Consider the following 18,462-nt stretch of genomic DNA (forward strand, 5'->3'; position numbering starts at 1 on the left):
CGCTGGGTGCTGCCGACGATATCCATCCAGAGTAGCGAGACCCACCGACAGAAAAAGTGACGAAATGGCGAACAAGCTTTCGGATTAGGGTGGAACCCCATGATCGACCTAGCGGCCGTGCGCGCCGAAACCCCCGGCCTCGACGACCACAAAATCTTCCTCGACAGCGCCGGTTCGTCCCTGCCGCCGAACGTGGTTACCGAAACCGTCATCGCTCACCTGCGCAGCGAAGCGACCGTCGGCGGCTATCGTGCGGCAAACGAACGGCTCGCCGAACTGGACGCGGTGAAAGCCGATATCGCCACCCTGATCGGCGCGACGGCCGACACCATCGCGCTCAGCGACAGTGCGAGCAGGTCATGGGGGGATTTCTTTTACTCGATCCCGCTGCGACCCGGCGATCGCATCCTCATCTCCGGTGTCGACTACGCGAGCAACGCGATCGCGGCGCTGCAACGCGCGCGGGCGACCGGCGCGACAGTCGAGCACATTCCCAGTGACCCCACCGGGGCACTGAATCTGGCTGCCCTTGCCGACCTGCTCGACGACCGGGTTCGGGTCGTGTCACTGCAACACGCGCCAACAAACGGCGGACTGGTGAATCCCGTCGCCGCCGCCACCGAATTGGCGCACAAAGTTGGCGCGCTCGTCCTCCTTGACGCGTGCCAGTCGATCGGGCAGTTGCCCATCGACATGGCCGCGCTGGGCGTCGACGCGATGTCGGCGACCGGACGCAAGTGGTTGCGTGGGCCGCGAGGCACCGGTTTCCTCTACGTCCGCGACGCGACCGCGTTCGAGCCCGGTCGGCTCGACCTGCACAGCGCGGCATGGGTCAGCCCGACCGAATACGAACTCGCGCCGGACGCAACCCGATTCGAGTTTTGGGAGTCTTCGGTTGCCGCGCGCCTTGGGCTGGGCGCTGCCGTGCGGTACCTGCTCGACTTGGGTCCCGAGCAGGTGTACGCGGCCGTCGCTGACCGGGCGGCTTACCTACGCGCGCGACTGCGTGAGGTCGATGGCGTGACCGTGCGCGACCAAGGTGTCGACAACAGCGGCATCGTGTCGTTCACGGTCGCTGGCCAGGACCCCGAAGCGTTGCGCGACCGCCTGCGCGACGATGCGGTGACCGTCACGGTGAGTCACGCCAGTTCGACGTTGCTCGACATGAGCGCGCGCGGATTGTCGTCGGTCCTACGCGCGTCGCCGCACTATTTCGTGTCGCATGGCGATATTGACCGTTTCATCGCCGCGCTCACCGAAATACTTCGTTGCGCGAAGTCAATTCCGCCAGCATCAATGTGAGCCGTGCGCGGCTAATTCGTTGTCGAGTCAACGACAGTTGTTGTCATGGCCCATTTACGCACCCGCTCGTCCGTTTCGGCCCAGGTCAGGGCCGTGACTGCGACACTGATGCAGGCTTTGTCGGTGGCATCGGGTAAACCATAGGGACCGCCCTCATCGTCGAGCGCAGCATTTCGCCAAGGTAATTAGGGGTCAACACCGGGGCAGGTAGGGCGGGATTGTTCGGAGCATGTTCGGAGCACGGCCGTAACTGATCGTTGGCGCAAAGGGGTCCGACGTTGAGCAGGTTCACCGACGAAATGTTTGCCACCGCGTTGTCCACGCCGCCTTGTGCGCGGGGTTTGGTCACCGGAGAACCAGATGCGCCGGTCCGGCACACCTGGGGGGAAATCCATCAGCTCGCCCGCCGTATGTCCGGCGGGCTAGCGGCGGCTGGCATCGGCCACGGCGACGCGGTTGGCGTGCTGGCCGGTCTGCCGGTCGACATCGCGCCGGTCTGTCAGGCCATTTGGATGCGCGGCGCGGCCATCACGATGTTGCACCAGCCAACCCCGCGCACCGATCTCGCGGTCTGGGTGCGCGATACCGAAACTGTCCTGCGGATGATCGAAGCCGACGCCGTTGTGCTCGGCGCACCTTTTGACGCGGCGGAACCGGTTTTGCGTGAGCGCGGCATCCGGGTTGTGCGCATCGAGGAGTTGGCAGCGGGTGTCGACACCGATCCACTTTCCACCACCGAAAGCGATATCGCGTTGCAGCAGTTGACCTCTGGGTCAACCGGCTCGCCCAAGGCGGTGCGCGTCACGCATGGGAACTTCTATACCAACGCCGCCGCCATGTTCAACCGGGTCAAGTTCTCCCTTGACGACGACGTCATGGTCAGCTGGCTGCCCCTGTTCCACGACATGGGTATGGTCGGGTTCCTCGCTGTCCCAATGCAATTCGGGGCCGAGGTCGTCTGCGTCACGCCGCTCGACTTCCTCGCGCGCCCCCTGCTGTGGGCTGAGCTCATCAGCAAATATCGCGGAACTGTCACTGCCGCACCGAATTTCGCGTACTCGCTGCTTGCCCGTCGGCTGCGGCAAGCGGAATCGCCGAACATCGACCTGTCGAGTGTGCGGTACATGTGGAACGGCGCGGAACCGGTCGATCCCGACACGATGGCCGAACTAGCCGAAGCAGGAAAGCCGTTCGGACTCAGCGCGATGGCGCTCACCCCGGTGTACGGCATGGCCGAAACCACCCTCGCCGTGTCGATCCCCGATCCTGGCCAGGGCACGGTGGTCGACGTGGTCGACGCCGACCTGCTCGAAGCCGTTGGCAAAGCGGTGCCTGTTCCTGTCGACGGGCCAGCCAACGCGCGCAAGCTCCCCACGCTCGGCTACCTCGTCGACGATCTTGAAGGCCGCATCGTCGACGACGAACGTCAGCCGTTGCCCGTCCGTTCGGTCGGCATCATCGAATTACGCGGTCGGGCGGTCACTTCCGGCTACGTGACCGTCGACGGCTTCCTTTCCGCACAAGACGAGCAAGGCTGGCTCGACACCGGCGACCTTGGTTACTTCACCGAAGAGGGCCTGGTCGTCGTGTGCGGCAGGCGCAAAGACGTGATCATCATGGGCGGGCGCAACATCTACCCCACCGACATCGAACGCGCCGCGCTGCGCGTGCGAGGGGTACGGCCGGGCAACGCGGTCGCGGTGCGGCTCGACGCGGGCGATAAGCGCGAAAGTTTCGCCGTAGTAGTCGAATCCGCCGAGTACGAGGACTCCGACGAGGTACGGCGGATGGAAAAAGACATCGTGCACGGGGTGTTTTCCGAAGTAGGTGTCCGCCCACGCACCGTCGCGGTGCTTGGGCCGGGCGCATTGCCTAAGACCTCGTCAGGCAAATTGCGACGTGCGGCAACCGCGATGCACTTGCGATAGCTCAAAAAAAGCATCACCGCGTCGGCGGAAAACCGACGCGGTGATGCATTCAGTGCAGCCGGTTCTGCGCGCCTTCAAGGCCCAGCTGCAACAGCAGTTCCACCGCGTCTGCGGCCTGTTCGGCGATCACCGGAACTTCTTTGCGCTCCGGCCCGGAAAACGGCTTGAGCACGTAATCAGCGGGGTCTTGGCGGCCTGGTGGGCGGCTGATGCCCACCCGCGCACGCTGATAGTCCTTGGTAGTCAACGCTTGTGAGATCGATCGCAAGCCGTTGTGCCCACCTTCGCCGCCACCCTGCTTGAGCTTCACCACGCCGAAGTCGAGGTCAAGCTCGTCGTGGACAACCACGATCGAGGTGGCAGGCACCGAGAAGAACTTCGCCAGTGCGGCAACGGGCTTGCCCGAGAGGTTCATGTACGTGCGCGGCTTGGCGATGAGCACGTGCCGCCCGTTGAACCGGGCTTCAACCAGGTCGGCACCCGATTTCTTGTGAATGGCAAAACGGCCGCCGACGCGCTGCGCGAGCACGTCGGCGACCAGGAAGCCCACATTGTGGCGGGTGCGCTCGTATTCGGGGCCGGGGTTACCCAGTCCGACAACGAGCGCGGGCCCAATGGATTCAGTCATGAATCCGGACGAGTCTTACTCAGACTCGGGAGCGGTCTCAGCGGTGACGGCGTCAGCGGCGGTGCCTTCGCCCTCTTCGTCCATCGCGGCAGCCGAAGGCGCGGCGATGACGTTGACGATCAGCGCCTCCGGGTCGCCACCGAGGGCGACACCCTCGGGCAGCTGCAGGTCGCTCGCGAGGATCTGGGTGCCAGCCTCGATGCCTTCGACCAGCACGTTGATGGTCTCGGGCACGTGCAGCGCCTCGGCCTCGATGGAGATGGTGTTGGCTTCCTGGGTGACCAGGGTGCCCGCGGCGGCATCGCCAACGACGACGACGTTCACGTCGGTGGTGACGCGCTCGCCACGCTTGATGATGAGCAGGTCAGCGTGCTCGATGTAGCGGCGGATGGGGTGCACCACAACCGACTTGGTCATCGCGAGCTGCTGCTGGCCGTCGATGACCAGGTTGAGCACGGCGTTGGTGCCGTGGGCACGCAGGATCGCGGCGAACGCACGAGCGTCGAGCGCGAGGTGCTGGGGCTCACTCTGGTGCCCGTACAGCACGGCGGGGACGTTGCCATCGCGACGGGTGCGGCGAGCGGCACCCTTGCCGAACTCGGTGCGGGGAGTGGCTTCGATCAGGTTGACGTCGGACATAACGAATGCGCTCCTACGGCTCTTCCGGCTGGTTTCATGGGTCAACCCGCGTGGCAGCGAAACAATCGCACCTGCGGCAGGTCTGGTTGGTCTACTCGTCGGACGAAGAACGAACGAGGACGACCCATAAAGGCCGAGCCGCGTCGATCACGGTTAGTAATTCGGACCGTGCGAAAAAGCTTTCCGCAGCAGGTCGAGAAACTCACCCTCGCCGAGACAACCCGCCAACCATACCGCATCCGCCGAGCCGGAAAAAACCGGCCTACCCGGCCAGCGCGGGCCTGATGCAGGCTCATCTGGCAAGCCGACTACCCTGAAAAGGCTGGCTAACTCACGCCGTGCGTGTCCCGACCGCCCCCAGAAAGGCCCTGTGTTGACCGAGGCTTCAGTCCCCGAAGGCGGCTCCGCGCCCACCCCACGCGGACTGCCCGCCGAAGTCGCGCGTAGGCGCACTTTCGCGGTGATCTCGCACCCTGACGCGGGTAAGTCGACGCTCACCGAGGCACTGGCGTTGCACGCGCGGATGATCTCGGAGGCGGGCGCTATCCACGGAAAGGCCGGTCGTAAGTCGACGGTCTCGGACTGGATGGAGATGGAAAAAGCGCGCGGTATTTCGGTGAGCTCCACCGCGCTGCAATTCAATTATCGGGCCGCTGGCTCCGATATCGACAATGTCATCAATCTTGTCGATACCCCTGGTCACTCCGATTTCTCCGAAGACACTTACCGCGTGCTCACCGCTGTCGACGCCGCGGTCATGCTCATCGACGCCGCGAAGGGTCTTGAGCCGCAGACGCTGAAGCTGTTCCAGGTGTGTCGCCATCGCGGTATCCCGGTCATCACCGTCATCAACAAGTGGGACCGCCCAGGTCAGGCACCGCTTGAGCTGCTCGACGAGATCAGCGAGCGCATCGGTCTCACGCCGACGCCGCTGTTCCTGCCGGTCGGTATTGCTGGCGATTTCCGTGGGCTGCTGCGTCGCGGTGCCGAAGGTGCGGCCGAGGAGTACATCCACTTCACCCGAACCGCTGGTGGCGCGACCATCGCCCCCGAGGAATCGCTAACCCCCGACGAGGCGTTCGAACGCGAAGCCGAGGCATGGACGACCGCGGCCGAGGAAAGCGAACTGCTCTCGGCGACCGGCCAGGACCACGACCAGGAACTGTTCCTCGCTGGCCAGACCTCGCCGGTGATCTACGCGTCGGCCATGCTCAACTTCGGCGTTCGTCAGCTGCTCGAAACGCTCGTTGAGCTCGCGCCCGCGCCCGGTTCGCGTGCCGATGTGAACGGCAAGGAACGCGAGACCGCCGACCCGTTCAGCGCGGTGATCTTCAAGGTCCAGGCTGGTATGGACACCGCCCACCGCGACCGGCTCGCGTTCATGCGCATTGTTTCGGGCGAATTCGAGCGCGGCATGGTTGTGACGCACGCGCAAACCGGTCGCCCGTTCGCGACCAAGTACGCGCTCACGGTGTTCGGTCGCGAACGAACCACCGTCGATACCGCCTACCCTGGCGACGTCGTTGGCCTGGTCAACGCGACCGCCCTCGCGCCCGGCCACACGCTCTTCGTCGACAAAAAGGTCGAGTACCCGCCGATCCCGAGCTTCGCGCCCGAGCATTTCGCGACGCTGCGTGCCCAGAGCGCGGGCAAGTACAAGCAGTTCCGCAAGGCCATCGACCAGCTCGATTCCGAAGGTGTCGTGCAGGTGTTGCGCAACGACGCGCGTGGCGAGCAGTCGCCGGTGCTCGCCGCGGTTGGTCCGATGCAGTTCGAGGTTGTCACCGCCCGCATGCAGGGCGAATTCAACGTCGAAACGCAGCTTGATTTCCTCGGCTACTCGCTGGCGCGACGCACCGACGCCGAGTCGGCCGCCGAACTCGACCGACAGCGTGGCGTCGAGGTGTTCACCCGCACCGACGGCGCGATCTTGGCCCTGTTCAGCGACAAGTGGCGCTTGCAGTACATCGAGAAGGAACACCCGAACCTGACGCTCGAACCGCTGGTCGCGACCGCCGACTAAGCAGACTCAGCTTCGGGACCAGGATCGCGTCGCACCGACGAGATGTGGTTTTCCTGGGCGATCATGCCCCACCGACTCGCGGTCACCCGCAAACTCGGCAGGTCGCTCAGCGAAAGCACAACCTCGTAGGTGCGCTCGTAGCCGGTGTGGGCGATGCGCCAGTGGCCGTCGTCGCAGCGCACGTAGTGGTCGGTGTAGAACGCGGCACCGCGTAGGCACATGTTGTGCTCGGGGATAATCACGGTGTCGGCCAGGTACCAGGTGCCGGTCGCGGTGTCGCCGTCGATGTCGATCTCCGGGTGATCGCAGCGATGCTCGGTAATCACATGCGGCCCAAGGGTATTGCGTAGGAAAGCTAAGAAAGCGTCGCGCGATTCGAATTGCAGATATTCGCTGTAGGTAGCTGTCGCTTCGGGGATCAGCGTTTCGGCGAATTCATCCCAAGATTTGGTGTCGAGTGTGCGTAGGTAGCGGTATTTGAGCCTGCGGATCGCGGTGGCGTCGTCGGGATCGTCCGGTGGCAGCGCGGTTGCCGTTTCTTCGGGCGCGAAGTCGTCGGCGTAGTCGTCACCTTCGACAGGTGGCACGTCGGCCATCTGGTCCTCCCCCATCGCGTGCCCGGCGACAAGTGGCGTGTCGTCGCCGGGAAACACCGGCACGTGACCGCGCCTAGCGGGCACGACAACGTCGTCGACGTGCACGTTGGGCAGTCCCGAGCCTGGCTCCATGCCTTAACGATCCCACCGAATCGGCCACATCGGCCGATCTGTATCAGATCGCTAGTACTGCCGAAACCGGGTCGTGACCTGGTGTCAACGCTGCTGAGGGTTAGCTCCCGATCGTGAAGCAGGTACGGCAGAAGTCCTCGCCGAACTCCGACAGCCGCAAGCTCTTACGCACGATCTTGGGCGCGCGACCGGCCTTCTTGAGCGCGGTCTCGACTACCGGCTGCACCTCAAGGACCATGTAACGACTGAGCACGACCGGGTCGTCGGAGGTGAGCAGCAGGCCGAGGCGGTTGAGGTTGATCAGATAGGAGCGGGCACGGTCGGGGTAGCGCACACCCGCCTGTTCGGGCACCGAGGTGAGGTCGCCTTGGACGAGCTCCGAGCCGATGCCGAGCGGACGGTTAGTACGCACGTCCACCGACGGTTGCGGACCGTTGAGCGACATGAACCGCAGAATCCGCGCTTCGTCGGGCGCGATCTCATCGAGGATGCGGTCGTAGGCCGGGTGCACGTCTTCGGTGAAGTACACATCCGCCGACCGCGCGAGCAACGCGTCGCCGCGCCTGCGCAGGTCTTCGGTGCTTGCCGAACGCAGGTACGGGCCAACCGTAATAGCTTGCTGCGTAGACCCATTCGGGGTCGGCACGTAGCTGACGATCTCGCGCACCGAACCCTCGGTGACGCCAAGGGCGCTGCGCGCGATGGACCGCAGCGCGTTGCCAGTGCGTTCGGCGATGTCGGCTGATGACTCGCCATCGAGGGCGGCTTGCGCCAACTCCTTGGTGACTTCGTAGGTGGTGCCAACGGCCCACTGACTGCCGCGCACCGCGGTGCCAGCGGCGAGCCCGGCGGCGCGGAAAACTCCGCGAATGAGCCTGGCTTCGTTGCTGATCTGGCGCTGCTCGACATCCGAGCTGCGCTCGACGGCGCGGTTACCGGCACGGGCCAGATCCTGTCCGGTCCTGTCGTCTGTCACGTCTTACTCCGAAGTCCCTCAGCGTGTGCACGATCGCGCGCCCACAGATTAGTGCCCGGATGAACCCCTGCTCCACCGCGGTCGAACCTGGCTCGGTTTGTGATCGGTCACCAAGTGTCGTTGATCATCATTGCGATAAGCCGATGCCAGTACGCCATCGGAAGACACCTCTGTGACTGATGTCTCAGACACTACATTGTGCTCCCCCACACTGCGAATGGACCTAGTTCCCTAGCTCACAGTAGGGTCACCTCGCCGCGGGGGTGCTAATTTTTTACAGATACCAGTGATGCGGCGCACTGGTCATCGGCAGGAGGGTGTCGTGTTAGAAAGTGTGTTCGGTCTCCATCCGACACTCCTGCTCGAAATTGTGACCATTCCTCTTTTCACAGGGGTGATCGGTTACATAACCAACTGGACCGGCATCTTGATGTTGTTCCAGCCCATCAAGTTTCACGGCGTTCGACTTCCCGGCCTGCGCACGATCTACCCGTTCCTGCCCAAGCGCATCCAAGTGCTGCCCTTGCTCAGCTACGACGGTCGCATCGGCTGGCAGGGCATCGTTCCTTCGCGCGCCGACAAAATGGCGAGCATCGCCGTGGATAAGGGTCTCGCCAAACTCGGCAGCGTCTCGGATTTCTACCGCGAACTCGACCCGGAAAAACTGGCCGAACATCTCGCTGGCGTCGCCGACGGCCAGATCCGCGACATCGTTGAAGTCATTCTGCGACGCGAACATCCACAGCTTTGGTACAACCTGCCCACCCAGGTTCGCGAGATGGTGCACGAGCGTGTTCGCTCGCAACTGCCCGAAATCCTGCGCGACCTCACCGTCGAACTTGGTGCCAACATCGACCAGCTCATCGACGTCAAGCAGATGGTCATCCGCTACTTCCAGGCGCGACCGCAGCTGCTCAACCAGCTCTTTCAAGTGTTGGGGGCCAAGGAACTTCGGTTCATGCAGAACTTCGGCTTCTACTTCGGCGCACCGTGCGGGCTCTTGCTCGTCGCCGCGCTGCACATGACGAGCCTGTCGCCGATGGTCGTACTTCCCTTGGGCGGCATCGTGATTGGCTGGGTCGTGAACTGGGTCGGCCTCACGATGATCTTCGCGCCCGCCGAAGCGAAGTGGTGGTGCCCGTGGCGGCGCGGTTTGCTGATGAAGCGCCAGAACGAAATTACCGCGGGCTACGCCCAACTCGTTTCGACCGAGGTGCTCACCATCGCCAATATCGGCGACGAATTGCTCAACGGGCCGCGCTCGGATCGCACATTACAAATGCTGGAAGACACCATGCGCCCGGCCGCCGACCGTGCGCTTGGCCCCGCCCGTCCCGCCGTGAAACTGATGCTCGGCGCCCGCGAATACAATTCGCTGCAATCCACGCTCACCGCCGAGGCGATGACGATCGCGCCGCTTGCGTTCGCCGATCCGCAGTTCAATCGGCAACAGGGTCTGCAAGTCAATGAATTCATCGCCCGGCAAATGTCGCAACTTTCGCCGCATGACTTCGTCGACATGCTGCGATCGGCAATCAAACAAGATGAATGGTTGCTTTTTGTCCATGGCGGCGCGCTAGGTCTCATCGCGGGCTACGCTCATATTCTGGTCTTCGGAACGGGAGTAGCAACCACATGGATGTAGACGAACCCCCTCCTTCTACGGAGGTCGTACGACATACGGTTCCACTGCCCGAAACCGTCGCTGAGCGGCGGAATGTCACCCCGGCGATGGGGGTGCGCGCGGCTACCGGAGTGGCACGCGTCGCCTTCACCGCGGCAACCGGGGTTACGTTGTGGACAGTCGATACGGCCTTAGGCGTCACTGTCACGGTGCTACGCGGAACGCTCGCGGGCACCCCACCTAACGAAGTGCTAGCTGAAGCCGAAACTGAAGTGCGCGACCGACTTCGGCACGCGCTCGGCCTACCACCAACGGCGCAGCAACATTCCGGCGATCAGAACTTGCCAACGTTGCGCGAGCAGGGCGCGCAACTGTTGCGACTATCGGCGAGCACGCATGCGAGCCAACCCGATACGCATCCGGCGTATGCGGGCATCCTCGCCGAAATCACCCCCGACGAGGCTCGCATCCTGCGCTTTCTGCACATCGACGGGCCGCAGCCGTCGATCGACGTGCGCACCGGCCGTCAACGCGCCTTCGGCGGCGAGCGCCTGATCTCGGGCCTCACGCTGATCGGCGAGCACGCTGGCCTTCGCTTCCCGAACCGGGTGCCGCAGTATCTGCCGAACCTACGACGGCTTGGCCTGGTCGAATTCACGCGCGAACCGGTGAGCAACCCGCACCGGTACCAGCTCATCGAAGCGCAGGAACCGGTGCGAGAAGCGTTGAAGCGCTCAGGTTTTGGCACGAAGGTCAGCTACCGGTCGATCATCTTGACCGAGTTCGGCGCCGACTTCGTGCGCACCTGCCTGCCCGTTGTTGTTGACGGGCGCGAAACCGCTACCTAATAGCTACTGATCTTCAGCAAGTTCAAGCCACCGCTCCTCGGCCGCTTCTTTCTCGGCCACAACGGCTTTGAGTTCGCCGCCGAGTTTGACCAGCTTGTCGGGGTCGGTTGCCGCTTCGGCGAGCGCGGCGTGCAGTTTGGCTTCGCGCTCGTCGAGCTTGGCGATCGAACGTTCCAGCTTCGACAGTTCCTTTTGCGCCGCGCGGCGGGTTGCCGAATCTGATTGCGCCGCACCAGTTTTCACCCCCGACTTCACCGTCGGGGTGGCGAGTTGGGCGCGTTTGGCCAGGTAGGAGTCGATGCCGCCGGGCAGGTTGGTGAGTTTGCCGTCGCCGAAAAGCGCCCAGGTTGAATCGCAGATTCGTTCGACGAGGTAGCGATCGTGACTGATCACAACGAGCGTGCCAGCCCAGTTGTCGAGCAGGTCCTCGAGTTGTTGCAGGGTGTCGATGTCGAGGTCGTTGGTCGGCTCGTCGAGCAGCAGCACGTTGGGTTCGGCCATCAGGATGCGAGTGAGCTGCAAGCGACGACGCTCGCCACCGGACAGGTCGCCGACCGGCGTGCGCTGACGGGCAGGGGTGAAGCCGAGGCGCTCGGCAAGCTGACCTGCCGAGATTTCCTTGTCGCCCAACATGATTCGCTGCGCGACCTGCTGCACGGCTTCGAGTACGCGCAGATCGGTCGGCAGATCGTCGAGTTCCTGTCGCAGCCAACCGATTTGGACGGTCTGACCTTGAATCCGCTTGCCGGTGGTCGGTTCGGCAGCGCCGGCGAGAGCGCGCAACAGCGTTGTCTTGCCCGAGCCGTTCACGCCGACAAGGCCAACACGTTCGCCCGGAGCGAGTCGCCAGGTGAGGTCGCCGACAAGTTGCCGACCGTCCGGCGTCGACAGCGACGCGTCTTCCAGTTCAATGACAACGCGACCGAGCCGCTTGCGGGCGAACGCTGCGAGCGACACCGCGTCGCGTGGCGGCGGTACGTCGGCGATTAGCGCTTCGGCGGCTTCAACGCGGTAGCGCGGCTTCGACGTGCGGGCTTTCGCGCCACGACGCAGCCAGGCGAGTTCCTTGCGCGCGAGGTTGGCCCGACGCGCTTCGGACGCGTCAGCCTGCCTGGCACGTTCGGCGCGGGCGAAGATCCAGTCGCCGTAGCCGCCCTCGTAAACCTCGACCTTGCCGCCGATGACTTCCCACGTGCGGGTCGCGACGGTGTCGAGGAACCAGCGATCGTGGGTCACGACGACGAGCGCGGTCCGACGCGCGACGAGGTGGTTGGCCAGCCACTGCACGCCTTCGATGTCGAGGTGGTTGGTCGGCTCGTCGAGGACGAGCAGGTCGAGATCGCGAACCAGCGCTGCGGCCAGCGCGACGCGTCGGCGTTCGCCACCGGACAGGTTGGTGACCGAGGTATCGAGGCCGAGGCCGGCGATGCCGATGCCTTCGAGGATCGAGCGCACGCGCGAGTCGGCGGCCCACTCATGTTCGGCGATGTCGACCGTTGACAGGTCATCAGACAACCCGGCGAGCACGACATCGCCAACGGTCGCGTCGTCGGGCAGCACGCCACGCTGGGTCACGACGGCCATCCGCAGCCCACCGACCCGACTCACGCGGCCCTTGTCGGGCGGCTCAAGGCCGGTCAGCACCTCAAGCAGGGTGGTCTTGCCACCACCGTTGAGGCCGACAACCCCGATCCGCTCCCCCGCGTGTACGCCGAGCGAAACGTCATCAAGCAGCGGTTTGATACCGAAGCTTTTGGAGACCTGTTCGAGGTTGATCAGGTTGGACATATGGGTAGCTGCCGCCTTCCGCGTGGATCTATGGCCGTACGAGCCTACTCACGCTCAACGACACGTGCCCCGGGCACCGGCCCGCTCGCGGTGCGCACGCTGCGGGAAACGCCCGCGCCCGCTAACTCGGCGGCAACGGCGATGGCGGCGGTTTCGCTCTCACAGAGGAACGCGCACGTTGGGCCGGAGCCGGAAACGAGGCCAGCGAGTGCGCCCGCTTCGGTGCCCGCGCGCAACGTGCGACGAAGTTCGGGGCGAAGCGAGAGCGCGGCGGCTTGGAGGTCGTTGCCGAGCAGCGGCGCGAGGACGCGTGGGTCGCCGCCCGCGAGTGCCTGCATGAGTTTTTGCGGGTCGTTCAGGCGTGGCGGGTGGCCTTCGGCGCGAAGCCGGTCGAGTTCTGCGAAAACCGTCGGAGTGGACAAGCCGGTTTTCGCGAAGGCGAGCACCCAGTGAAAGGTGTTGCGCGACAACACAGGAAGCAGCCGTTCGCCGCGGCCGGTACCAAGCGCGGTGCCGCCGTGCAGCGCGAACGGGACGTCGCTACCGAGCTCGGCACCCACCTTCGACAGCTCGTCGCGGCTCATGCCGAGGTCCCACAGTTCGTTGAGGCCGACGAGCGCGGCGGCGGCGTCGGCACTGCCACCCGCCATCCCGCCAGCGACGGGAATGCCCTTGTTGATGGCGATTTCGACGAGCGGAGCGCGACCGGCGAGGTGCGCGAGTCGAACGGCCGCTTTGGAAACGAGGTTGCTGCGGTCGGTCGGCACGTCGGCAGCGCCTTCGCCGGTGACGCGAACCGTGAGCGAGCTCGATGGCGCGAGTTTGACTTCGTCGGCAAGCGAGAGCGCCTGGAACACGGTGGTGAGGTCGTGATAGCCGTCAGGGCGCAGGTCACCGACTCCGAGATGCAAATTCACCTTCGAAGGGGCGCGCACGACGACCGGGCTGGGCACTACTGACAGCACGATCACCAAGCGTAATGGGTGGCTCTGACATCTGACGGAAATCTTCGCGTCACTAAGGGTTGCACCAAATACCCTCGGGGGGTACCTTCATTTCCAACGGGGATACCCCCCGGACGTATCAGCGAAGGAGTCGGCTCATGGCAACAGCAAGCACGAACACCTACACCGTCACCGGCATGACCTGCGGCCACTGCGTCAGCTCGGTCGCCGAGGAAATCGGCAAGATCGACGGCGTCACCAGCGTGAATGTCGATCTGGCGAGCGGTCGCGTCGAAGTCACCGCCGACGCGCCGATTGCCGACGCCGACGTCGCGGCTGCCGTCGACGAAGCCGGTTACGCGCTGGCTTGAGGTCTACAAACCCGAAACGGGACCGGTACGCCGGTCCCGTTTTCGCGTTTAGTTGGCCTGGGCGGCCAGGCGGACATAAGCCGCCGTATCCAACGTTTCACCGCGCGCGGTTGGGTCGATGCCCGCGGCGACCAGTCGTCGTTCGGCTTCGGCAGGCGAACCAGCCCACCCCGACAGGGCCGCGCGCAGGGTTTTGCGCCGCTGCGCGAAGGCGGCGTCGATCACCGCGAAGACGCGCCTGCGGTGGTCGTCATCCATCGACCATGGCGGTTCTTCGTACCGATCAATGCGAACCAGACCGGACTCGACTCGCGGAACGGGCCAAAAGACTTGCGTCCCAACGTTTCCCGCTTTGCGGACGCGACCAAAGAAACCGGCCTTCACGCTCGGCACGCCATAGACCTTGCTGCCAGGTTGGGCGGCGAGCCGGTCAGCGACCTCAAGCTGCACCATGACAAGCGAAACCTTGATGCTCGGCAACGACCCAAGCAGGTGCAACAACACCGGCACCGCGACGTTGTAGGGCAGGTTCGCGACGAGCGCGGTCGGCTCGGCGGGCAGCTGATCGGGACGCACGCGCAGCGCGTCGGCTTCGACAACCTTGAGCCGGTCGGCGAGCTCGGGTGCGCGGTCACCGACGGTTTCGGGCAGATAGTTCGCCAGCACTGGGTCGATCTCAACCGCGATCACCTGGTCGACAACGTCGAGCAACGCGAGCGTCAGCGAACCGAGGCCAGGACCAACCTCAAGCACGGTGTCGGCGCTGCCAACTCCTGCCGCCGAAACGATCCGGCGCACGGTGTTGGCGTCGTGGACGAAGTTCTGTCCGAGCTGTTTGGTCGGGCGGACGCCAAAGCGTTCGGCGAGCGTGCGCACCTCGGTGGGACCGAGTAGCGCGGCGCTTCCGCGAGCGGGAATCTCAGGTTCGGACACCGCTAGAACCTACCAATCGACGCGCGTGCGACGTGTCAGCGCTGCGGCGGTGCCGCGTTGATGCGCGCGAGGAAGCCGTCGAAGGCAGCGAGCTGGTCGGGCGAAACCGAGCCGTGCTGACCGTTGCCGAGCACGACCTGCTGGTCGACGCCGCCCAGCCCAAGCTGCGCGACGAGCGCGGCGTGCAGCGGGGACGGGACGATCGTGTCGGCGACGTTGATCGACAGGAAAACCGGGTCGCGATAGCCCGTCGTTGGCAACATCATGTAGTCGGCGAGCGGGCCGCGCAGGCCCTCAAGCGGACGGGCGAGAATGTCGGCGGGCGCGAGGCCCTTGCCGATCGTCAGCAGTTCGTCGATGCACTGGGTCGCGCCCGCGTCGACGATTTCCTTGCCGCGCGGGGTGAGGTAGGAGTCGACGTTGGCGTCGGGGTTCACCGCGCGCAGGCCAGCCAAGATGCTGACGACGAACGAGGTCGCCGACGCGAACACCTCAAGCTTGGGCATGCTCGGGCCGATGAGGGGCAGGATCTTTTCGACGTCTGAGGCGGGGTCGATGGTCGCGGTGCCTCGGAAATCGAGTTCCGGCGCGTAGCTGGCCTGCACGGACGCCGTGCTGAGCGCGGCGTGACCGCCCTGCGAGACGCCGGTGACGCTCCACGTGCGCGAAAGGTCGCCGTTGGCTGCCCGGGCAGCGCGCACTAGGTCGATGGTCGCTGTCGCCTCGCTTCGCACCTCAAGGTAGGGATGCGGGCCCGTGTCGAAACGGCCAAGGCCGAGGTAGTCGGGCGCGACGACGGCATAACCGGCGTCGACCATGCGCTTGATGAGTCGATCCTCGGCCGCGCGCATCATGGGCAGCGGCGCGAGTTCGGGATCGGCCTGGCCGCCGCAGTGCATGCCCGACCCGCTTGTGCCGTGGTCGTAGGCGATGATCGGCCAGCCCGTGGCTGGCGCATCGCCTGCGGGGAGAAACAGCGAGCCGCTTGCCGGTTGGGCGTTGCCCGCCGAGTCGGTTGTCCAGTACTCGACAACCGACCCGCGATCCATGCCGTGCCAGCCAGCGGGCCGAGCTTGCGCGCTAATGACCGATCCAGGCTCTTGCCCGGCGGCGGGTGCGACCCCGGCGCCGAGCAAGCTGATGGCCGCGACAGTCGCGACTAAACCAACGCGCAGGGAGTTCTTCGACAACGGCCTTTTCTTTCGCCAGGCAACGGATTGTCTGGCGAGTGTAGTTGTTCTTGCGGCGAGATCCCGACGGATCAGCGCTGCGGCTCCGCCACATTGACTCGTTCGATGAACGCGTCAAGCGCCGACCACATGTTGTCGTCGAGCGTGGTGTGCTGACCAAAGCCGACGACGGTATCGAAGTCGACATTGCCCGCGGCGAACTGGGCGATGAGAGCGGCGTGCAACGGCGAAGGCACAACGGCGTCAGTCGCGTTGACTAGCAACAGGATTGGCTTGTCGTAGCCGGACGTCGGCAGCGTCATGTACTCGTTGAGCGCGCCGCGCAGCGGGCCGTCAGACAGCGGGCGAGCCAACAGGTCGCCGAAGCCAATGCCGTTGAGGGCCTTGACCTGATCGTCGATGCACTGGCTGCCAGCGGCGTCGAGCACCTCGCGGCCAAGCGGCGTGAGGTAGCTGTCAACCTCGGCCTCGGGATGGGTTTCGCGCAGGCCGGCAAGGATGCTCACGATGAAGCCGGTGATCGCGCCGGTGCCCTCGATGGCGGGGATGCCGGGACCAAGCAGCGGGAGTGCCTTCTCAACGTCGGAGGCCGGATCGACGGCGGCAGTGCCACGGAAGTCGAGTTCGGGGGCGTAGCTCTGTTGCACGGACGCGGTGCTGAGCGCGGCGTGGCCGCCCTGCGAGGCACCGAGTGCCGTCCACGTGCGCGACAGGTCCGGGTTGGCGGCACGGGCGGCGCGCACGAGGTCGATGGTGGCTGTGGCTTCGCTTCGCACCTCAAGGTAGGGGTGCGGGCCGGTGTCGAAACGGCCGAGACCGAGGTAGTCGGGTGCGACGACGGCGTAACCCTGGTCAACGAACCGCTTGATCAGCTCATCTTCAGCGGCCCGGTTGACCGGCAGCGGCGCATCGTCCGGATCAGCCTGGCCACCGCAGCCGGTGCCTGAGCCGAGGGTGCCGTGGTCATAGGCGATGACGGGCCAGCCGGTTGCCGGCGCGTCGCCCTCGGGGAGGAACAGCGCGCCCGACACCGGACGTTCGACGCCAGCCGAATCAGTCGTCGTGTATTCGATGACCGACCCGCGCGACATCCCGTGCCAGCCAGCAGGCTTTGCTTCGGTGGCGATCACCGCGCCTGGCGCTGCGGAAGCGGTGGCGTGGGTCGCGGTAACCAGAGCGGCCGCGGTGAGCGCCATCCCGGTTGCGATGCGATTGAAAGTCTTAGGCATTCGTGCGTAGCCCTCCGGGTCTCGGTTGCGTTGCGCGGCCGAGACTACCTGTTGCTGGACAGTTGCCCAACTTGTCAGCGCGGAGGCGATGCCGTCGCGCGGGCTAAGCGCGACGGATTAACTGAGCCCGAGCCGGCCGGTGCATGCGGGCCACGCACCCCAACCTTGGCGAGCGCGGGTGACCTCAGCGATGGCGATCTGTTCTTCGCGGGTAGCGAGGTCGGCGCGCGGCGCGTAGCGGGTGCCGCCCTGACGTTCCCACGTGCTCTGATCGAACTGAATGCCGCCGTAATAGCCGTTTCCGGTATTGATCGACCAGTTGCCCGTCGACTCGCATTGCGCGAGCGCGTCCCAGGTCGAACCATCGCGCACCGGCGGCACTTCGGTGCCCGGCTTAGCGCCCTTACGTACGGTTTTCGGCTGGGCCGGGGTGAGCACGGTCGAGCCGATCTGGACCCGAGTGTCTTCGACGCCGTTCACCAACGTGACCGCGAACGTCACGTTGTGCACGCCGGGCGCGCCCGGGTTTTCCACGATGGTCCGACTCATGTTGAGCGTTGGATCTTCGATGATCTGCTCGGTGGGGTCGAGAGGCAGTGTCTCCGTACGGTTTTCGGTGCGCTGGCGAGTGACGGCCACCTTCATGCCGTCGGTGAGCGGCGTCGAAACCGCAGGCGTCGCGAAGTCTTGATCCTTGAGGATGATGCCTGCCGCGCTCAGAAACTCGCCAACGGTCGGGGCGGCGATGCGCAGGTCGACGGGCGACGCGACACCGTCGACGAGGCTCACCGTGCGCGGGCTGACCACGTTCAGCGCGGCACCGGTGAGCGGGAGCTTCTCGGTGCGCGTCGGCACGACATGGGTATCGGCGGGGATGCTCAACGCGGCGAGCGCGTCGCCCGCGGTGACGCCGGTTGTCCAGACCTTGCGCGGCTGACCGTCGACCGTGACGGTGATTTCCTTGCCGCGATTGAGCGTGATGGTCGCACCATCGGCAACCTTGGTACTCGCGGCGGGAACCACCTTGTCGCGGTCGGCGATGGGGTGGCCAGCGTCGCGCAGCACCGACTTCACGTCGCGTGCCATCGTCGAGAACTCGGTGCGCTCGCCGTCAATGAGCAACACGACGGTCTTGTGGTTGACGATCGCCATCGCGCCGCCCGCGATCAGGACCAGCAACATGGCTGCCACCGCCGCGTAGAGCAGCGGTGAGCGAGACGAGTTGATCCGCGAAATAGCCGACATGATTACAGGAAGATAACGACCAGATCCGCGTCAGGCAACAGTCGTGGTCCCGATCAGCGGGAATAA

Annotated in this window: 16 protein-coding genes; 6 read left to right on the forward strand and 10 right to left on the reverse strand. The window is 65.0% G+C overall.

The window, feature by feature from the left end; all coding sequences use genetic code 11:
* Positions 1-99 precede the first annotated feature (99 nt).
* Both IEX78_RS10175 and IEX78_RS10180 read left to right on the forward strand, forming a co-directional pair.
* The gene (locus tag IEX78_RS10175) at positions 100-1,302 is read left to right on the forward strand and encodes an aminotransferase class V-fold PLP-dependent enzyme (RefSeq protein ID WP_188828668.1); all 1,203 of its coding nucleotides are present in this window, start codon (positions 100-102) and stop codon (positions 1,300-1,302) included.
* A 278-nt stretch (positions 1,303-1,580) separates the two neighbouring features.
* Positions 1,581-3,230: a fatty acyl-AMP ligase gene (locus tag IEX78_RS10180; protein ID WP_188828669.1), complete on the forward strand. Its 1,650-nt coding sequence runs from the start codon at positions 1,581-1,583 to the stop codon at positions 3,228-3,230.
* A 49-nt stretch (positions 3,231-3,279) separates the two neighbouring features.
* Here IEX78_RS10180 and pth read toward each other — a convergent pair whose 3' ends face one another.
* Together pth and IEX78_RS10190 are read right to left on the reverse strand one after the other, a co-directional pair.
* Positions 3,280-3,858, reverse strand: coding sequence for an aminoacyl-tRNA hydrolase (pth, locus tag IEX78_RS10185; RefSeq protein WP_188828670.1), 579 nt, complete (start codon positions 3,856-3,858; stop codon positions 3,280-3,282).
* Positions 3,859-3,873: 15 nt separating this feature from the next.
* Complete coding sequence (locus IEX78_RS10190) at positions 3,874-4,497, reverse strand: 50S ribosomal protein L25/general stress protein Ctc (RefSeq protein WP_188828671.1); 624 nt, start codon at positions 4,495-4,497, stop codon at positions 3,874-3,876.
* 370 nt (positions 4,498-4,867) lie between these two features.
* On the opposite strand from IEX78_RS10190, the gene IEX78_RS10195 reads away from it, so the two are divergent.
* The gene (locus IEX78_RS10195; RefSeq protein WP_188828672.1) at positions 4,868-6,520 is read left to right on the forward strand and encodes a peptide chain release factor 3; all 1,653 of its coding nucleotides are present in this window, start codon (positions 4,868-4,870) and stop codon (positions 6,518-6,520) included.
* On the opposite strand, the gene IEX78_RS10200 is transcribed toward IEX78_RS10195, so the two are convergent.
* Both IEX78_RS10200 and IEX78_RS24185 read right to left on the reverse strand, forming a co-directional pair.
* Positions 6,517-7,131 (reverse strand): nuclear transport factor 2 family protein, encoded by a 615-nt coding sequence (locus IEX78_RS10200; protein ID WP_373291593.1) that lies wholly within the window; start codon positions 7,129-7,131, stop codon positions 6,517-6,519. The two genes, IEX78_RS10195 and IEX78_RS10200, sit on opposite strands and share 4 nt — an antisense overlap.
* Positions 7,132-7,348: 217 nt before the next feature.
* Positions 7,349-8,224, reverse strand: coding sequence for an Abi-alpha family protein (locus IEX78_RS24185; RefSeq protein ID WP_229683855.1), 876 nt, complete (start codon positions 8,222-8,224; stop codon positions 7,349-7,351).
* Between the two features lie 394 nt (positions 8,225-8,618).
* Between IEX78_RS24185 and IEX78_RS10210 the strand changes: the two genes are divergently transcribed.
* Together IEX78_RS10210 and IEX78_RS10215 are read left to right on the forward strand one after the other, a co-directional pair.
* Positions 8,619-9,869: a DUF445 domain-containing protein gene (locus IEX78_RS10210; RefSeq protein ID WP_229683856.1), complete on the forward strand. Its 1,251-nt coding sequence runs from the start codon at positions 8,619-8,621 to the stop codon at positions 9,867-9,869.
* Positions 9,860-10,696 (forward strand): Abi-alpha family protein, encoded by an 837-nt coding sequence (locus IEX78_RS10215; protein ID WP_188828674.1) that lies wholly within the window; start codon positions 9,860-9,862, stop codon positions 10,694-10,696. The genes IEX78_RS10210 and IEX78_RS10215 overlap by 10 nt, the downstream gene beginning before the upstream one ends.
* Positions 10,697-10,699: 3 nt before the next feature.
* On the opposite strand, the gene IEX78_RS10220 is transcribed toward IEX78_RS10215, so the two are convergent.
* A complete protein-coding gene (locus IEX78_RS10220; RefSeq protein ID WP_188828675.1) occupies positions 10,700-12,484 on the reverse strand; it encodes an ABC-F family ATP-binding cassette domain-containing protein in 1,785 nt (594 codons plus the stop codon).
* 44 nt (positions 12,485-12,528) lie between these two features.
* Positions 12,529-13,449, reverse strand: a complete 921-nt coding sequence (locus IEX78_RS10225) for a 4-(cytidine 5'-diphospho)-2-C-methyl-D-erythritol kinase (RefSeq protein WP_188828676.1) — start codon at positions 13,447-13,449, stop codon at positions 12,529-12,531.
* Between the two features lie 137 nt (positions 13,450-13,586).
* On the opposite strand from IEX78_RS10225, the gene IEX78_RS10230 reads away from it, so the two are divergent.
* The gene (locus tag IEX78_RS10230; protein ID WP_188828677.1) at positions 13,587-13,799 is read left to right on the forward strand and encodes a copper ion binding protein; all 213 of its coding nucleotides are present in this window, start codon (positions 13,587-13,589) and stop codon (positions 13,797-13,799) included.
* A gap of 48 nt (positions 13,800-13,847) precedes the next feature.
* Here the strand turns inward: IEX78_RS10230 and rsmA are convergent, their stop codons facing one another.
* From rsmA to IEX78_RS10250, 4 genes are all read right to left on the reverse strand, one after another.
* Positions 13,848-14,732: a 16S rRNA (adenine(1518)-N(6)/adenine(1519)-N(6))-dimethyltransferase RsmA gene (rsmA, locus tag IEX78_RS10235; protein ID WP_188828678.1), complete on the reverse strand. Its 885-nt coding sequence runs from the start codon at positions 14,730-14,732 to the stop codon at positions 13,848-13,850.
* A gap of 35 nt (positions 14,733-14,767) precedes the next feature.
* On the reverse strand, positions 14,768-15,922 hold the full coding sequence (locus IEX78_RS10240) for a lipase family protein (protein WP_188828679.1): 1,155 nt from the start codon (positions 15,920-15,922) through the stop codon (positions 14,768-14,770).
* A 71-nt stretch (positions 15,923-15,993) separates the two neighbouring features.
* Positions 15,994-17,151, reverse strand: coding sequence for a lipase family protein (locus IEX78_RS10245; protein WP_188828680.1), 1,158 nt, complete (start codon positions 17,149-17,151; stop codon positions 15,994-15,996).
* A gap of 117 nt (positions 17,152-17,268) precedes the next feature.
* The gene (locus tag IEX78_RS10250; protein ID WP_188828681.1) at positions 17,269-18,396 is read right to left on the reverse strand and encodes a resuscitation-promoting factor; all 1,128 of its coding nucleotides are present in this window, start codon (positions 18,394-18,396) and stop codon (positions 17,269-17,271) included.
* Positions 18,397-18,462 lie beyond the last annotated feature (66 nt).

Source organism: Nocardia camponoti (assembly GCF_014646135.1).
Classification (GTDB): Bacteria; Actinomycetota; Actinomycetes; order Mycobacteriales; family Mycobacteriaceae; genus Nocardia; species Nocardia camponoti.